Below are 13,988 nucleotides of genomic sequence, written 5' to 3'. Positions count from 1 at the left end.
ACCTGCGGGCCGCGGCGGCCGCCCCGCCCGCGCCGGCCCGACCCACCCGCTCCGCACCGCCGTCCGGCCCCGGCCCGACGACGGGTCCGGGCTCGTCGCGCTTCCCGGCCGTCACCGGCGGCACCCGCACCGGCCCGCCGTCGAGCCGCTTCCCGGCACCGGACGCCCTGCGCACCGGGCCGGGCTCGGGCTACTTCCCGTCGCCCACCCGCGGGCTCGGGCCCTCGTCGGGCCCGTTCCGGGCGCCGACCGCCGACGACCGCACCACCCTGACCCCGGGCGGCCGCACCCCGCCCCGGCCCCCGGTCGCGGCGCCCGCCGCGCTGCGGGAGCCGCTCGAGCAGCCGCCCGCGGACGCCCCGCGTTCCCGGACCCGGCTGCTCCTGACCCTCGGCGCCGCCGTCGCGCTGGTCGCGGCGCTGACGACCGGCGGGGTGGTCTACGCCCGCAGCGCGTCGGTGTCGGCCACCGTGACGCCCCCGACCAGCGAGGCGGTCCCGCCCCCGCCCCTGCCCACCCCGTCGGACGTGGCCGTGGACGACGCGGCCCCGGCGAACCCGGGGGGCTCGGTCGGCAGCGGGTCGCGGGGTGGTTCGTCCGGCGGGTCGTCGGGAGGCTCGGGCGGGTCGTCGGGCGGCTCGTCCGGCGGCGGGCACCACGGCTCCGGGTCCACCACGACGACGACCACCACGACGAAGCCGCCGAAGGGCACGCCCGCGCCGACGGAGGAGCCGCCCGCGGCGCCCGCGAACTAGCGGGGGCCCACCGCGTCGTCGCGGGTGCGCGCCGAGGGGAACGGCAGGGTGTGGATCTCGCCGTCGTCGACGCGGTCGTCCAGGGGGCGCTCGTCGACGCTGCCGCGGGTCTGCACCCACAGCCACGCGCCCCACCCGGCGGCCGCGACGCCGACGAAGCTGACCAGGCGGTAGAGCAGGACGGCGGCGAGCGCGGGGTGCGAGGGCACCCCGCCCGCGACGAGGGCGGCGAGCAGCGCGCCGTCGACCAGTCCGAGGCCGCCCGGCAGGAACGCGAGGCTCGACGCGGCGGTGGCCGCGGCGTAGGCGACGAGGACCAGCGAGAGGGTCATGCCGTTGGCGCCGACCGCGACGCAGCAGGCGGCGAGGCACGCGATGTCGAGCAACCAGTTGGTCAGCGCGGAGAGCCCGACGACGACGCGGCCGCGGCCGTCGAGCTCGATCAGGGCGAGGCCCTCGATCTGCGCGACGAGCTCCGGCACGCCGGTCTCGCGCGGGCGCCGCCGGAGCCGGTTGACCAGCCGCAGGCCGCCCGAGGCCGCGGCGGTGATGAGGCCGGGACGGCGGCTGACGACGACGATGACCGCGCCGAGCGCGACCACCCCGGCGAGCTGGAGCAGCTGGGGCCCGAGCGTGGTCGCCCGGCCGTTGACCACCAGCGCGGAGCCGACCGCGATCCCCGCCAGGGCGAGGCTGGCGGCGACGCCGCCGGCGACCATCGTCCAGGTGGTGATCGGCCCGGACGCGCCCCAGGCGCGCCGCTTGCGGAACGTGTAGGCGGTCGAGAGGGCGGCCCCGCCCGGCACGGTGAGGTGCAGGGCGTTCGCCGCCAGCGTCACCATGGCGACCGCGCGGAACCGGACCCGGACCGCGGCGGCCCGCAGCAGACGGTGGTGGAGCAGGGAGAAGGCGAGGATGGAGCCTGCCTCGCAGGCGACGGCGATCGTCACCCACACGGCGTCCGCGTCCGCGAGGGCCGCGCCTGCGGCCTCGATGGTGGGCCAGATGAGGACGGCGCCGACGACGAGTCCGGCGACCACGGCGACCCCGACGAGGACGCGCGTGGTGCGGGCGGACGCGACCCGTCGGACCCGGCCGATCACCTCGCCCGTCGTCACCGTCACGTCCTCCACTGTCCTCCATCGACCGCGTTCCGTACACGCGGGGTGTCCAGCATCGCCGACCGGATTAGCCGTTCGGCCGCACCGCCACACCCACGGTCCGGGGTGTCGGAGGGGACGTGCGTCTCAGCGCAACGCCCGCACCCACCACCACGTCGCGGCCTCGTCCTCCCGGTCGACGTCCCGGACGAACCCGCACCGCGCGAGCACGGTGGTGGAGCCGTTCGGCCCGGGCGCGGTCCGGGCGAGGACCCGCTCGAGTCCCGCGGCGCGGGCGGTCCCGACCCAGACCCGCACAGCCGCCGTCGCGAATCCGCGACCCCGCCGGGCGGGGGCGACGTGGTAGCCGACCTCCACCTCGCCGTCGCACGGCGGCCCGGTGAAGCCGCCCATGCCGACGACCTCGTCGCCCTCGACGAGCAGGTGCGTCAGCCAGCGGGGGTCGACCCCGCCCTCGAGGGCCTCGACGGTGGGCTCGAGCGTGCCCGGCTCGTCCCACCCCTCGACGAGGCCGAGCCCGAACCGGTCCGCGAACGCCTCCGGCTCGAAGGCGAGGGTCACCGCCTCCTCGACGGTGACGGGGCGGACGTCCACGGGCGTCACCGTAGGACGACGCCGGGCGGGGGTTGCGCGCGTCACGAGAATCGGGGGCATGGGATCCCTGTGGCACCCCTTCTCCGACATGGCCGCCGTGCGCGAGCACGAGTTCGTCATCGACCGCGCCGAGGGCGCCTGGGTCTACGACGAGGCCGGCCGCGCCTACCTCGACGGGTGCGCGAGCCTCTGGTACGCCAACGTCGGCCACGGCCGGCAGGAGATCGTCGACGCGGCGATGCGCCAGATGAGCCGGCTGGAGGCGTACTCCTGCTTCGCGGACATCGCGAACCGGCCCGCGCTCGAGCTCGCCGACCGGCTCGCCGCCCTCGCGCCGACCGGTCCGGACAGCAAGGTGTTCCTCGGCTCCGGCGGCGCGGACGCCATCGACACCGCCGTGAAGATCGCCCGCTCCTACTGGCAGGCCCGCGGCGAGCACCAGCGGGTGCACGTCGTCTCGCGCGAGACCGGGTACCACGGCACCCACGGCTACGGGACCTCGATCGTCGGCATCCCGGCGAACCGGGAGGGCTGGGGCGTGCTCGCGGGCGAGAACACGGTCGCGCCGCAGGACCTGGACGGCGTGGAGAAGGTGTTCGCCGACGTCGGCCCGGAGCGCATCGCTGCGTTCGTGATGGAGCCGGTGACCGGGGCGGGCGGCGTCCACATCCCGCCGCCGGGCTACGTCGAGGGTGTCGCCGAGCTGTGCCGCCGCCACGGCGTGCTTCTGGTGATCGACAGCGTGATCTGCGGGTTCGGCCGGCTGGGCACGTGGTTCGGCATCGAGCGCTTCGGCGTGACGCCGGACCTGGTCACCTTCGCCAAGGGCGTGACGGCGGGCTACCTGCCGCTCGGTGGGGTGCTCGTGTCCGCGGACGTCGCCGCGCCGTGGTGGACGACCCCGGGTGAGCGCACGCTGCGCCACGGCCCGACCTACTCCGGCCACCCCACCTGCTGCGCCGCGGGCCTCGCCACGCTCGACGTCTACGAGCGGGAGGGCCTCATCCCGAAGGGCCAGGAGCTCGAGACGGCCCTCGAGGCGTCCCTCGCCCCGCTGCGCGACCACCCGTACGTCGCCGAGGTCCGGGCGGGCCTCGGCCTGCTCGCCGCGGTGGAGCTGACGCCGGAGGTGCTGTCCGCGGTGCCCGACGCTCCCAACAAGGTGCTCGCGGGGGCCCGGGCCGCCGGGCTGCTGGTGCGCGGCCTGGGCAAGGGCGTGGCCGTCTCGCCGCCGCTGATCGTCACCGACGAGGAGATCCGCCTGCTCGGCGAGGGCATCCGCGCCGGGCTGGACGCGCTGCCGGTCGAGTCGCCGGTGCCGAGCGCGCCGGGCGCCTGAGGGCCTACAGCCAGCCGCGGTTCTTGAAGACCAGGAAGAGGGTGAGGGCCGCGGCGACCATCAGGCCGATGGCGAAGGGGTAGCCGAAGGTCCAGTGCAGCTCGGGCATGTCGTCGAAGTTCATGCCGTAGACGCCCGCGATCACCGACGGGGTGAAGATGATCGCCGCCCAGCTGGAGATCTTCTTGACCTCGTCGCCCTGCGCGAGGCTGGTCTCGGAGAGCCGTCGCATCTCCTCGTTCTGACGCTGACCGACGAGCGAGGCGTTGACGGTCAGGAGCCGTTCGAGCAGCTGGCGGAAACCGTCGGCGGCCTCGACGCAGGACTCGACGTGGTCGGCGACGTCGCGCAGGCCCCGGTGCAGGTCGACCGCGTCGGGGTCGTCCTCGGTCTCCGCCAGGAGCGTGCGCAGCATGCCGCGCAGCGGGTCGGTGGCCCGCTGGAACTCGATCACCTCGCGCGACAGGTGGTAGATGCGTCGCGAGACGTCCGGGTCGCCCCCGAACACCTCGGTCTCGATCTGGTCGATGTCGCGGCGCAGCTCGTGCACCACGGGGCGGTAGTCGTCGACGACCCGGTCGAGGATCCCGTAGAGCACGGCGCGGGGCCCGAGCCGGAGCAGGTCGGGGTCGTCCTCGAGGCGCCGGCGGACGTCGGCGAGGTCGGGGGTCTCCGCGTGCCGCACCGCGACCACGAAGTCCACGCCCAGGAACAGGTGGATCTCGCCGACCTGCACGTCCTCCGCGGCATCGACGTACCAGGCGGGGCGCAGGACGACGAACTCGACGTCGTCGTAGCGCTCGAGCTTGGGCCGCTGGTGGGCGTGCACCGCGTCCTCGACGGCGAGCTCGGGCAGCGAGAAGTCCCGCGACACCCGCTCGATCTCGTCGTCGTCGGGACGCAGGAGGCCGATCCACGCGAAGTCCGCGGCGCCGCGCCCGTCGGCGGACTCCTCGTCGCGCAGCACCGCCAGCGTGCCGTCGAGGGACTCGGGCTCCGCCTCCCGGCGCCCGGCCCGGTAGACCGCGTTGTCGACGACGCTCATGCCGGGGCAGGTACCCCACGGCGGGTCACGCTACGACCCGCCGTCGGGAAATCCTTCGCCCGGCTCACGACCTGCGCACGAGCGAGGTCAGCGGATGGGGAAGGTCTGGGTCTGGCCGGCCGGGGGCACGTCCGACGTCGGCCGGTCGGCGGTGTTCGTCGCGATCGGCTGCGTCGTCGTCCCGCCCGACGACGGGCGGTTCGGCTGCGGCGACCCGGCCGCCGGTGCCGGGTGCCCTTCGGTGTCGTGCGAGTCGTGCGAGTCGTGCGACTCGTCCGCCGTGGCGGCGGCGTCGGACTCGTCGCCCCCGTCCGCGTCGCCGGAGGCGGCATGGTCACCGGAGTCAGCGAAGTCACCGGAGTCACCCGGCAGCCCGAGGTCCGCGAGGACGTCGCGGACCGTCTCCCGGGCCCGGTCGCCCGCCCGCTCGGCCTCGGCGCGGGCGTCGTCCTCGTCGCCGCTCCAGCCGTCCACCGTGCGCTCGGTGTGCCCCCCGTGGTCGCCGTGCCCCCCGTGGCCGCCGTCGTGGCCCGCCCCGTCGTGCGCCAGGGCGGTGCCGGCGCCCAGCGCACCGGTGACGGCGACCGTCAGCGTGGTGGCCGCGAGACGGGCGACGGTCGACGGACGGTGCTGGTCGTGCTCGGACGGGCGGGCCGCGTGGGCTCCCATGGTGGTGATCTCCTGCTCCCGGGTCACGGTGGCATCTCGAACATATCCCGGTGCGGCCACGGATACACGTCCTTCCGTCGGGGCCTACGCTGCGTGAGGTGGCCAGGTTCTACGACGTGCACCCGCAGAACCCGCAGCGGCGGACGATCGCCCAGGTCGTGGCGCTGCTCCGCGACGGCGGGTTGATCGTCTACCCGACCGACTCCGGGTTCGCCCTGGGCTGTCGCATCGACGCCCGGGAGGCGGTGGAGCGGATCCGCACGATCCGCCACCTCGACGACCGGCACCACTTCACGCTGGTCTGCCGGGACTTCGCCCAGCTCGGGCACTTCGTCGAGGTCTCGAACCCGGTGTTCCGGGCCGTCAAGGCCGCGACCCCCGGACCGTTCACGTTCATCCTGCCCGCCTCCCGCGAGGTGCCGCGCCGGCTGGCGCACCCCAAGAAGCGCACGGTCGGCGTGCGGATCCCGGACAACGCCGTGACCCGGGACCTGCTCGACGAGCTCGGCGAGCCGCTGCTCTCCAGCACCCTGCTGCTGCCCGGGGAGACCGAGCCGCCCACGGAGGGCTGGGAGATCGCCGAGCGTCTCGAGCACCAGGTCGACGCGGTGCTCGACTCGGGCGACCAGGGCAAGGAGCCCACCACCGTGGTCGACCTGTCCGGGCCCGAGCCGGAGATCGTGCGCCAGGGCGCGGGCGAGGAACGCGTCTGGCGGTGGTGAGCCCGCCGCCGCCGCGGGTCAGCCGCGGGTGACGTCGAACCGCACGTCGCGCCCCTGCACCGTGCTGACCGTGGCCTTCAGGTTCACCGGCTGACCGTTCTGCGTGCCGGTGCAGGTGATGGTCGCCCCGACGGTGGCCGGCAGCGGACCCGGGCACCGGACGCTGCCCGCGGGCAGGCGGGCCGCCTGCTCGATCTGCGCCGCGACGTCGGGCGCGGCGACGTCGGAGGACGGGAGCCAGCTCGTGGGGATGCCGACGGTGAGGGCCACGACCAGCGCGATCTCGAGCAGGGTGAGCAGCGCGCCGACGACGATCGCGGCGGTGGCCGTGCCGCGCCCGGTGAGCCGCTCGGTGGGCTGCTGCTCGAAGACCGCCCGCCCGGACGCGGCGATCCGGCGCCGCGCCACGATGCCGAGGACGAACCCGACCGGCGCGACGAGCACCGCGAGCACCAGTGCCACCACGGCCATCCGCGAGGCCCGGGTGGGGGCGGGAGCGGGCATCCGGTTCGGCCCGCCCGGGCCGTAGATCGACTGGACGGGCGGCCGGGGCGGCGGTCCGCCCGGCCCGCCGGACGGCGCGTGGGGGAAGGGGCCCGTCGGTGGTCGCGGCGGGCCCGGGGGCCCGGACGGGCCGGCTCCCGGGTACGGCCCCGGCGGGCGGCCCGGACCGGGCGGACCGGGCGGCGGGGCCTGCGGGGGCATCGGCGTCTCCGGGCGGTGCACGAGGGTCGGGGGCTCGCGCCGGATGGTAGCGACCCCGCCCGACGACGGGCACCGACCGCGGCCGGGTCGGGACACCACGATGCCCCCGCCGGACGGTGTCCGACGGGGGCATCGGGGGAGACGGATCAGGCCTCGGTCGTGCTGTCGGTCGAGCCCTCGGGGGAGGGGTCGACCGGGGCCACGCCCGCGATCTCGATGCGGCGGGGCTCCGGGGTCACCGGCTGCGGGGCGACGTGCGCGCCCGCGACCCGGACGGTGAGCACCCCGGCGTCGTACGACGCGCTCACGGCGTCGGCCGAGACGTGCCGCGGGAGGGCGAAGCTGCGGCGGAACGAGCCGCGCCGCGACTCGCGGAAGCCCTCGCCGTCGTGCTCCTCGCGGCGCTCGCCCGCGATCGAGAGCCGATGCTCGACGACCTCGACGGTGACGTCCGACGCGACGTCGACCCCGGGCAGCTCCACGCGGACCACGGCGTCGTCCCCGTCGCGCACCACGTCGGCCGCCGGGACGAACCAGGCGGACTCGGACTGCCGCGGCACGACGGAGCCGCGCACGAGGGCGTCGGCCAGACGGAAGGCGCCGAACGGCCCGACGAAGCGGGGGTGACGGAAGGTCAGTGCGGTCATGGTGGTCCTCCTCGGACTCGGAAGGGGGCCCGACCTTGCGGGCCGCTGACTCCTGCAACCTGAGTCGACCCCGCTCAATTCCCGCCGTCCCGCGGATTCTGGGAGCCTGGCCCCATGACTGAGCCCGGGCCCGACTACACCGCCGACGGCGTACCGACCTTCGACCACGTGCGCGACCGGATCGAGCAGCGCGCGGCCACCGCGAACGGCGCCGACGAGCTCGACGCCGCGACCCCGGAGGCGCACGACCTCGCCCAGCAGGAGGCCCTCCGCGCCGAGGCGGCCCGGGCGAAGCTCGAGGAGATCCGCCGCAGCCTCGGCTGATCTCACCGGCCCCTCAGCCGACGCACAGCTCCCGCGCGCACGGTGGGGAGCACGGACGCAGCGAGGAGGCCGGCGATGACGGTGACGACGCCGAGGGTCGGACGGGACCGCACGATCGCGGCGGCGCCGCTGCGCTGGTGGGCGGCCGACGCCCGGGGGCCCCGGCGGCACCAGGCCGACGCGGCCGCCGGCTTCACCGGCCGCGGGCCCCGGTACGCCCGGCACGCCCTCGCGGTGGCCGACGGGGTGGGCGACTCCCCCGCCGCGGCCCGGGCCGCCCGGATCGCGGTCGACCACGCCGTGCGCACCGCGGTCCTCGACGGGCGGGCCGACCTCGCGGTGCTCGCCGCCCACGACGTCCTCCTCGGTGCCGGCCTGCCGGGCGACGCCGCCCTCACCGTCGCCCTCGGACCGGACACGCGGCTGGCCGAGGCGACGTGGACGGTGGCGTGGGTCGGCGACGTCCGCGCGTTCGCGCTGGTCGACGGCCGACCGTGGCCCCTCACCCGCGAGCACACCGTCGGGGCGGACATGCGCGCGGCGGGGATCGCCGTCGCCGACCACCTCGACCACGTCCTGACGACGAGCGTGCGCACGCTCCGCGGCGCGGTCGGGATCGGGGTCACCGCGATCGCGGCGCCCGACGCGCTCGTGCTCGCCACCGACGGCGTCCACCGCGTCCTCGACCCCGACACGCTCGCCGCGGCGTGTGCCCGGACGTCGGTCCCCGACCTGGCGCAGGCCCTCGTCGACGCCGCCGGCCGGGCGGGGACCCGCGACAACGCGACCGCGCTCGTGGTGTCCACCGGCGCCTGACCCAGACTGACCGGGTGCGTGCCCTGTTCGACCTGACCGCCGCCTACGAACCCACCACGGCCCAGCGCCGCGATCCGGTCCCGCCGGTCGAGGCCGTGCTGTTCGACTTCTCCAACACGCTCTTCCACATGGTCGACACGGCCGACTGGCTGCACGCGGTCGGCGGGGCGACCGACCGGGAGATCCCGGTCGACGGCACGCTCGACGAGCTCGCCGCCGCGGCCGCGCTCCCGGAGGTCGCCGCCGCGCAGCAGGGCCGCGACCTCTCCGACGACGCCCACCGCGAGGCCATGCGCGCCTGGTTCTCCCGGGTGCGGGTGCTCCGCGGCGTCGAGGACACCGCCGTCGACCTGCTGCGCGGCGCGGACGCGTGGGTGCCCTACCCCGACACCGGCACCGTGCTGACGGCACTGGCCGGGCGCGGCGTGCGGGTCGGCGTGGTGTCCGACATCGGGTGGGACATCCGGGTCCATGCCCGCGCGGCGGGCGTCGAGCACCTCGTCGGCACCTGGGTGCTCTCCTGCGAGCTCGGCGTCGAGAAGCCCGACCCCGCCATGTTCACCACCGCCTGCACCGCGCTCGGCGCCGACCCGCGGGCCACGCTGATGGTCGGCGACAACCCGGCCCGCGACGGCGGGGCGGTGGCGGTGGGCTGCCGGGTGTTCCTGCTGCCGAGCGAGTTCCGGCTCGGGGAGCGCGGGCTCGGCGCCGTGCTGTCCCTGCTCGGCTGACCGGGAGGCCGGCCGTGGAGGAGGTGCTGCTCTGCGACGTCGACGGCACGCTCGCCCTGCGCGCGGACCGCTCGCCCTTCCCCGGCCCGCACGGTGAGCTGCGGGCGGGCGAGGACCTCCCCAACCTCCCCGTCATCCGGGTGCTCGACGACCTGCGCCGGTCCACGCCGCGGGTCGTGTTCCTCTCGGGTCGGACGGAGGCGGCGCGGGTGCCGACCGAGTGGTGGCTGCACGCGCACGTCCTCGGCGGGCGGGAGTGGCCGGAGCTGTACCTGCGTGCGGTCGGCGACACCCGTCCGGACGACGTCGTGAAACGGGAGCTGCACGACCGGCACGTGGCGGGGCGCCACACCGTGCGGCTGGTGCTCGACGACCGGTCGCGCGTGGTCGCGATGTGGCGCGCCCTGGGCCTGACCGTGCTGCAGGTCGCCGACGGCGACTTCTAGGCCGCCTGGCGGGCCCGCAGCGCCGTGACCGCCCCGAGCACGGCCACGACCCCCATCCCGCCGTAGAGGTACACCGCGGACGCGGCGGTGTCGTCGCCGCCCAGCGCCACCGCGACCCCGGCGAAGGCGGCCCCGAGCGCGACCGCCAGCATCTGGATCATCGTGATGGCCGCGGACGCCCGGTCGCCCTCGGCGTCGTCCGGGTCGTCGTCCGGGTCGTCGTCCGGGTCGTCGTCCGGACCGTGGGAGCCGCCGCCCGCCATCGCCCCCGCCGCCAGGTGCGGCCAGGCGACGCCGACGCCGAGCCCGGCCAGGAGGAGCCCGACGGCCCACCAGACGACCGCGCCGGGGGTCTGGGTGACGGTGAGGAGCCCGAACCCGGCCACACCGAGCAGGGGGCCGATCCCGACGGCGAGCCGTCCCCGGCCCACCGACGCGCTTCCCATCTCCCCGACCACCCAGCCACACGCGAGCGCGACACCGAGGAAGCCGGCCCAGACCGGCGCGAGCCCGCCCAGCCGCTGCCCGAACAGGGGCACGAAGGCCTCGACCGCGGAGATCCCGATCAGCACCGCCGCGGTCAGGTAGACCGCCGCGAGCGGCCCACCGCGGGTGAAGGTGGCGAGCGGCAGCACCCGCGCCGCCCCCGGTCGCCGTTCGTGGACGACCAGCGCCACCAGCAGCGCGAGTGCGACCACGAGGCCGCCCGCGGCCACCAGGATGCCGCGGGCGCCGACCCCCGACCCGGACACCGCGAGCCCGGACACCGACAGCACGGCCGCGGCGCCGCCCACCAGCAGGACCGACCCGAGCGGGAAGGGGGTCCGCGCGGAGGGCGGCCGGGGCGCGACGCGCCGCAGCCCCGCGGGCACCGCGAGGACGACGAGCAGGCTGACCCCGACCATCGTCACGAAGGCGCCCCGCCAGAGCCCGGCCTCGGCGAACACGCCACCGAGCAGCGGGCCGACGAGGAGCCCCACGCCCCACATCGCGGAGATCGCGGCGCTGCCGCGGGTCCACAGCTCGCGTGGCAGCGCGGTGCGCAGCAGCGCGTACGCCAGCCCCGCGAGCAGACCACCGCCCGCGCCCTGGACCGCCCGCCCGACGAGCAGCACCGCCATCGACGGGGCGACCGCGTCGATCGCGGTGCCCACCGCGAACGTCGCGGCGGCGAGCACGTAGGCGCGGCGGGCCGACCACACGGCGAGCGCCCGGCCGGTCAGCGCCGAGGCAACCGTGGCCGGGAGCAGGTAGACCGTGACCACCCAGGAGTAGAACCGCTCGCCGCCGATCTCGGCGATCGCGGACGGCATCAGGCTCGCCGTCACGTAGGTGTCGATCGCGAACAGCAGCACCCCGCCGCAGAGCACCCCGACCGCGCCCCGGCGCCCGGGGGCGAGCAGGCCGGCCCACCCCGCCGTCATGATCCCGACCGTCGCACGGACCCCAGGATGCTCCACCGCGGCGGCCGCGACACGTACGGAAATCGCCCCGCGGCCTGTAGTCTCCTGCGTCCGGAGGAGTCACCGACACCGGAGGACCGGCGTGGCCGAGAACGCCCCCGAGGGACCCGAGCGCTCGGACGTCCCCGGCGGACCGGACGACCCGGGGCCCACCGCCCGCCGGATCATCGTCGGCGCCCAGCTCAAGCGGCTGCGCGAGGAGGCCGGGGTCACCCGCTCGGCCGCCGGCTACCACATCCGCGGCAGCGAGTCGAAGATCAGCCGCATGGAGTCGGGCAAGGTCGGCTTCAAGCACCGCGACGTCGACGACCTGCTCACCCTCTACGGCGAGGGCGCCACCGAGCGCCGCGCCCGGCTCCTCGAGCTCGCGCAGCAGGCCAACGAGCCCGGCTGGTGGCAGCGCCCCGGGGAGGCCGTGCCGGACTGGTTCTCCGAGTACGTGGGCCTCGAGTCGGCGGCGGTGCGCATCCAGACCTACGAGCTGCTGTTCGTGCCCGGCCTGCTCCAGACGCCGGACTACGCGCTCGCGATCATGACCCGGGGCCACCCGGAGCGCGCCGGCGCGACCGAGCGCGAGCGCCTCGAGGTCCGCATGAAGCGCCAGCGCGTCCTCGACCGGCCGGGGGCGCCGCGGCTCTGGGCGGTCGTCGAGGAGGGCGTGCTGCACCGCCCGATCGGCGGCCCCGCGGTCCTCGGCGCCCAGCTCGACCACCTCGCCGAGATGGCGCGCCGCCCGAACGTCACCCTCCAGGTCCTGCCCTCGGAGCTCTCCGGCTACGGCAGCGAGACGGCGTTCACCATGCTCCGCTTCGCCGAGCCCGACGTCCCCGACATCACCTACATCGAGGGCCTCACCGGCGCCCTGTACCTCGACCGTCGCGCCGAGGTGGAGGAGTACTCGCGGCAGATGGACGAGCTGACGATCGACGCGCTGAGCCCCGACGAGAGCCGGGGTCTGCTCGCCAAGCTGCGCGCCGGCACTCCCTGACGCCACCCGCGACCGGAGCTTCTGCACATGCAGACGGCGCTCGCGGGTGCTACCGTCGTACCGGTTTCAAGCACCGACGGCGGACGGGACGACCGATGCACACCACGGCCTCGCACCTCACGGGTGCGGCGTGGCGCCGCAGCCGGCGCAGCGGCAAGCAGGGCAACTGCGTGGAGCTGGCCGCCGTCGGGTCGGACGGGTACGTCGCCGTCCGCAACTCCCGCTTCCCCGACGACGCCGCGCTGCTGCTGACCCGGGCCGAGCTCGGCGCCTTCCTCTCCGACGTCCGCGCCGGCCGGTTCGACGACCTCCTCGGGAGCGCCTGATGGCCGCCCCGGTCCACCACGACGCGCTGCGCGGTCGCGCGCACTGGCTCACCTGCGCCCTCGACGGCCGCGACCACGCGGTGCTCGCGCACGACCCGGAGTCGGGCGCGCACCGCGCCGCCTGCGGCCGGACGGTCTGGGCCTCCTCCCTCGCGAGCCCGCCCGCCGCGCGCTGCCCGGAGTGCGCGGTGGCCACCGGGGAGGGCGACGGCACCGACCGCCGCCCGTCCCTGCTGGACCGCCTGCTGGGCCTGCGCGCCGCCTGACTACCGCGTCCCGACGAGATCGGCCATCGTCTCCAGCGTGGTCCGGTCGCCGCCGACCACCATGGTGGTGACCAGGGAGTCCCGCCACGCCCCGAGCTCCTCGGCGATCTTCGCCCGCGGACCGACCAGGGCCACCTTCTCGACGAGGGCCGTCGGCACCGCCTGCGCGGCCTCGGCCTTCCGCCCGCCGAGGTAGTGCTCCTGGATGGCCGCGCACTCGTCCTCGAAGCCCATCCGCGCGAACACGCGGTAGTGGAAGTTGACGTCCTTGGCGCCCATGCCGCCGATGTAGAGGGCGAGGTGGTCGCGCACCCGGTCGGCGGCGGCCTCGACGTCGTCGTCGATCTCGACCTGCACCATGCAGACGACCTCGTAGCCCTCCGGACGGCCGCCCTCCCGGCGCGCGAAGCCCTCGTCGAGGGACTCCCGGTAGTGCCCGTCGTCGTACGGCGAGTAGAAGAGCGGGATCCAGCCGTCGGCGATCTCGGCGGCGAGGGCGACGTTCTTCGGTCCCTCCGCGGCGAGCAGGATCGGCAGGTCGGTGCGGCGCGGGTGCAGCGTCGAGCGCAGCGGCTTCCCGAGCCCCGTGCCGCCCGGGTAGGGCAGCGGGTAGTGCTCGCCGTCGTTGACGAGCTTCTCCCGCGCGATCGCGTCGCGCAGGATCCGCACGTACTCCCGCGTGCGGGCCAGCGGCTTCGGGTAGGGCGCGCCGTACCAGCCCTCGACGACCTGCGGGCCGGACGCGCCGACTCCGAGGGCCATCCGGCCGTCGGAGAGGTGGTCCAGCGTCATCGCCGCCATCGCGGTCGCGGCGGGGGTCCGCGCGGACATCTGCACGATCGACGTCCCGAGCCGCAGCCGCGTGGTCGCCGCCCCGAGCCACGCGAGCGGGGTGAGGGCGTCCGACCCGTAGGCCTCGGCGGTCCAGACCGAGTCGAAGCCGAGCTCCTCGGCCGTCCGGACCCGGTCCGCCATCTCGGGCGGCGGCCCCGCGCCCCAGTACCCCAGCGCCAGTCCCAGCTGCACGTGTT

General features: G+C 76.1%; 17 protein-coding genes and 1 pseudogene. 10 read left to right on the top strand and 8 right to left on the bottom strand.

The window, feature by feature from the left end; translation table 11 throughout:
* Positions 1 to 755, top strand: a pseudogene (locus tag LN037_RS23010) (hypothetical protein); the annotation flags it as partial.
* Here LN037_RS23010 and LN037_RS23005 read toward each other — a convergent pair.
* Positions 752 to 1,879, bottom strand: a complete 1,128-nt coding sequence (locus tag LN037_RS23005; protein WP_230757492.1) for a lysylphosphatidylglycerol synthase transmembrane domain-containing protein — start codon at positions 1,877 to 1,879, stop codon at positions 752 to 754. The pseudogene LN037_RS23010 and the gene LN037_RS23005 overlap by 4 nt on opposite strands.
* A gap of 123 nt (positions 1,880 to 2,002) precedes the next feature.
* On the bottom strand, positions 2,003 to 2,470 hold the full coding sequence (locus LN037_RS33185) for a GNAT family N-acetyltransferase (protein ID WP_230757490.1): 468 nt from the start codon (positions 2,468 to 2,470) through the stop codon (positions 2,003 to 2,005).
* A gap of 58 nt (positions 2,471 to 2,528) precedes the next feature.
* On the opposite strand from LN037_RS33185, the gene LN037_RS22995 reads away from it, so the two are divergent.
* A complete protein-coding gene (locus tag LN037_RS22995) occupies positions 2,529 to 3,809 on the top strand; it encodes an aminotransferase family protein (protein WP_230757487.1) in 1,281 nt (426 codons plus the stop codon).
* Between the two features lie 4 nt (positions 3,810 to 3,813).
* Here the strand turns inward: LN037_RS22995 and LN037_RS22990 are convergent, their stop codons facing one another.
* Both LN037_RS22990 and LN037_RS22985 read right to left on the bottom strand, forming a co-directional pair.
* Entirely contained in the window at positions 3,814 to 4,854 is a 1,041-nt protein-coding gene (locus tag LN037_RS22990; protein ID WP_230757480.1) for a magnesium and cobalt transport protein CorA, read from the bottom strand.
* Between the two features lie 87 nt (positions 4,855 to 4,941).
* Positions 4,942 to 5,550: a hypothetical protein gene (locus tag LN037_RS22985; protein WP_230757477.1), complete on the bottom strand. Its 609-nt coding sequence runs from the start codon at positions 5,548 to 5,550 to the stop codon at positions 4,942 to 4,944.
* A 71-nt stretch (positions 5,551 to 5,621) separates the two neighbouring features.
* Between LN037_RS22985 and LN037_RS22980 the strand changes: the two genes are divergently transcribed.
* Entirely contained in the window at positions 5,622 to 6,245 is a 624-nt protein-coding gene (locus tag LN037_RS22980; protein ID WP_230757473.1) for an L-threonylcarbamoyladenylate synthase, read from the top strand.
* 18 nt (positions 6,246 to 6,263) lie between these two features.
* Here LN037_RS22980 and LN037_RS22975 read toward each other — a convergent pair whose 3' ends face one another.
* The gene (locus tag LN037_RS22975; RefSeq protein WP_230757513.1) at positions 6,264 to 6,749 is read right to left on the bottom strand and encodes a DUF4333 domain-containing protein; all 486 of its coding nucleotides are present in this window, start codon (positions 6,747 to 6,749) and stop codon (positions 6,264 to 6,266) included.
* Between the two features lie 347 nt (positions 6,750 to 7,096).
* On the bottom strand, positions 7,097 to 7,597 hold the full coding sequence (locus tag LN037_RS22965; RefSeq protein WP_305059225.1) for an Hsp20/alpha crystallin family protein: 501 nt from the start codon (positions 7,595 to 7,597) through the stop codon (positions 7,097 to 7,099).
* A 114-nt stretch (positions 7,598 to 7,711) separates the two neighbouring features.
* Between LN037_RS22965 and LN037_RS22960 the strand changes: the two genes are divergently transcribed.
* From LN037_RS22960 to LN037_RS22945, 4 genes are all read left to right on the top strand, one after another.
* Positions 7,712 to 7,921: a hypothetical protein gene (locus LN037_RS22960; RefSeq protein WP_230757466.1), complete on the top strand. Its 210-nt coding sequence runs from the start codon at positions 7,712 to 7,714 to the stop codon at positions 7,919 to 7,921.
* A gap of 75 nt (positions 7,922 to 7,996) precedes the next feature.
* Complete coding sequence (locus LN037_RS22955) at positions 7,997 to 8,737, top strand: PP2C family protein-serine/threonine phosphatase (protein WP_230757463.1); 741 nt, start codon at positions 7,997 to 7,999, stop codon at positions 8,735 to 8,737.
* Positions 8,738 to 8,751: 14 nt separating this feature from the next.
* On the top strand, positions 8,752 to 9,468 hold the full coding sequence (locus LN037_RS22950; RefSeq protein WP_230757462.1) for an HAD family hydrolase: 717 nt from the start codon (positions 8,752 to 8,754) through the stop codon (positions 9,466 to 9,468).
* A gap of 14 nt (positions 9,469 to 9,482) precedes the next feature.
* The gene (locus tag LN037_RS22945) at positions 9,483 to 9,914 is read left to right on the top strand and encodes a phosphatase domain-containing protein (RefSeq protein WP_230757459.1); all 432 of its coding nucleotides are present in this window, start codon (positions 9,483 to 9,485) and stop codon (positions 9,912 to 9,914) included.
* Here the strand turns inward: LN037_RS22945 and LN037_RS22940 are convergent.
* The gene (locus tag LN037_RS22940; protein ID WP_230757456.1) at positions 9,911 to 11,338 is read right to left on the bottom strand and encodes an MFS transporter; all 1,428 of its coding nucleotides are present in this window, start codon (positions 11,336 to 11,338) and stop codon (positions 9,911 to 9,913) included. The genes LN037_RS22945 and LN037_RS22940 overlap by 4 nt on opposite strands.
* Positions 11,339 to 11,459: 121 nt before the next feature.
* Between LN037_RS22940 and LN037_RS22935 the strand changes: the two genes are divergently transcribed.
* From LN037_RS22935 to LN037_RS22925, 3 genes are all read left to right on the top strand, one after another.
* The gene (locus tag LN037_RS22935) at positions 11,460 to 12,365 is read left to right on the top strand and encodes a helix-turn-helix domain-containing protein (protein WP_230757453.1); all 906 of its coding nucleotides are present in this window, start codon (positions 11,460 to 11,462) and stop codon (positions 12,363 to 12,365) included.
* Between the two features lie 95 nt (positions 12,366 to 12,460).
* A complete protein-coding gene (locus tag LN037_RS22930) occupies positions 12,461 to 12,691 on the top strand; it encodes a DUF397 domain-containing protein (protein ID WP_230757450.1) in 231 nt (76 codons plus the stop codon).
* On the top strand, positions 12,691 to 12,957 hold the full coding sequence (locus LN037_RS22925; RefSeq protein ID WP_230757447.1) for a hypothetical protein: 267 nt from the start codon (positions 12,691 to 12,693) through the stop codon (positions 12,955 to 12,957). The genes LN037_RS22930 and LN037_RS22925 overlap by 1 nt, the downstream gene beginning before the upstream one ends.
* Here LN037_RS22925 and LN037_RS22920 read toward each other — a convergent pair whose 3' ends face one another.
* Positions 12,958 to 13,983 (bottom strand): LLM class F420-dependent oxidoreductase, encoded by a 1,026-nt coding sequence (locus LN037_RS22920; RefSeq protein ID WP_230757444.1) that lies wholly within the window; start codon positions 13,981 to 13,983, stop codon positions 12,958 to 12,960.
* Positions 13,984 to 13,988 lie beyond the last annotated feature (5 nt).

Source organism: Actinomycetospora soli (assembly GCF_021026295.1).
Taxonomy (GTDB): Bacteria; Actinomycetota; Actinomycetes; order Mycobacteriales; family Pseudonocardiaceae; genus Actinomycetospora; species Actinomycetospora soli.
Note: the sequence above shows the minus strand (reverse complement) of the source record. Positions and strands in the feature narration are given on the sequence as shown.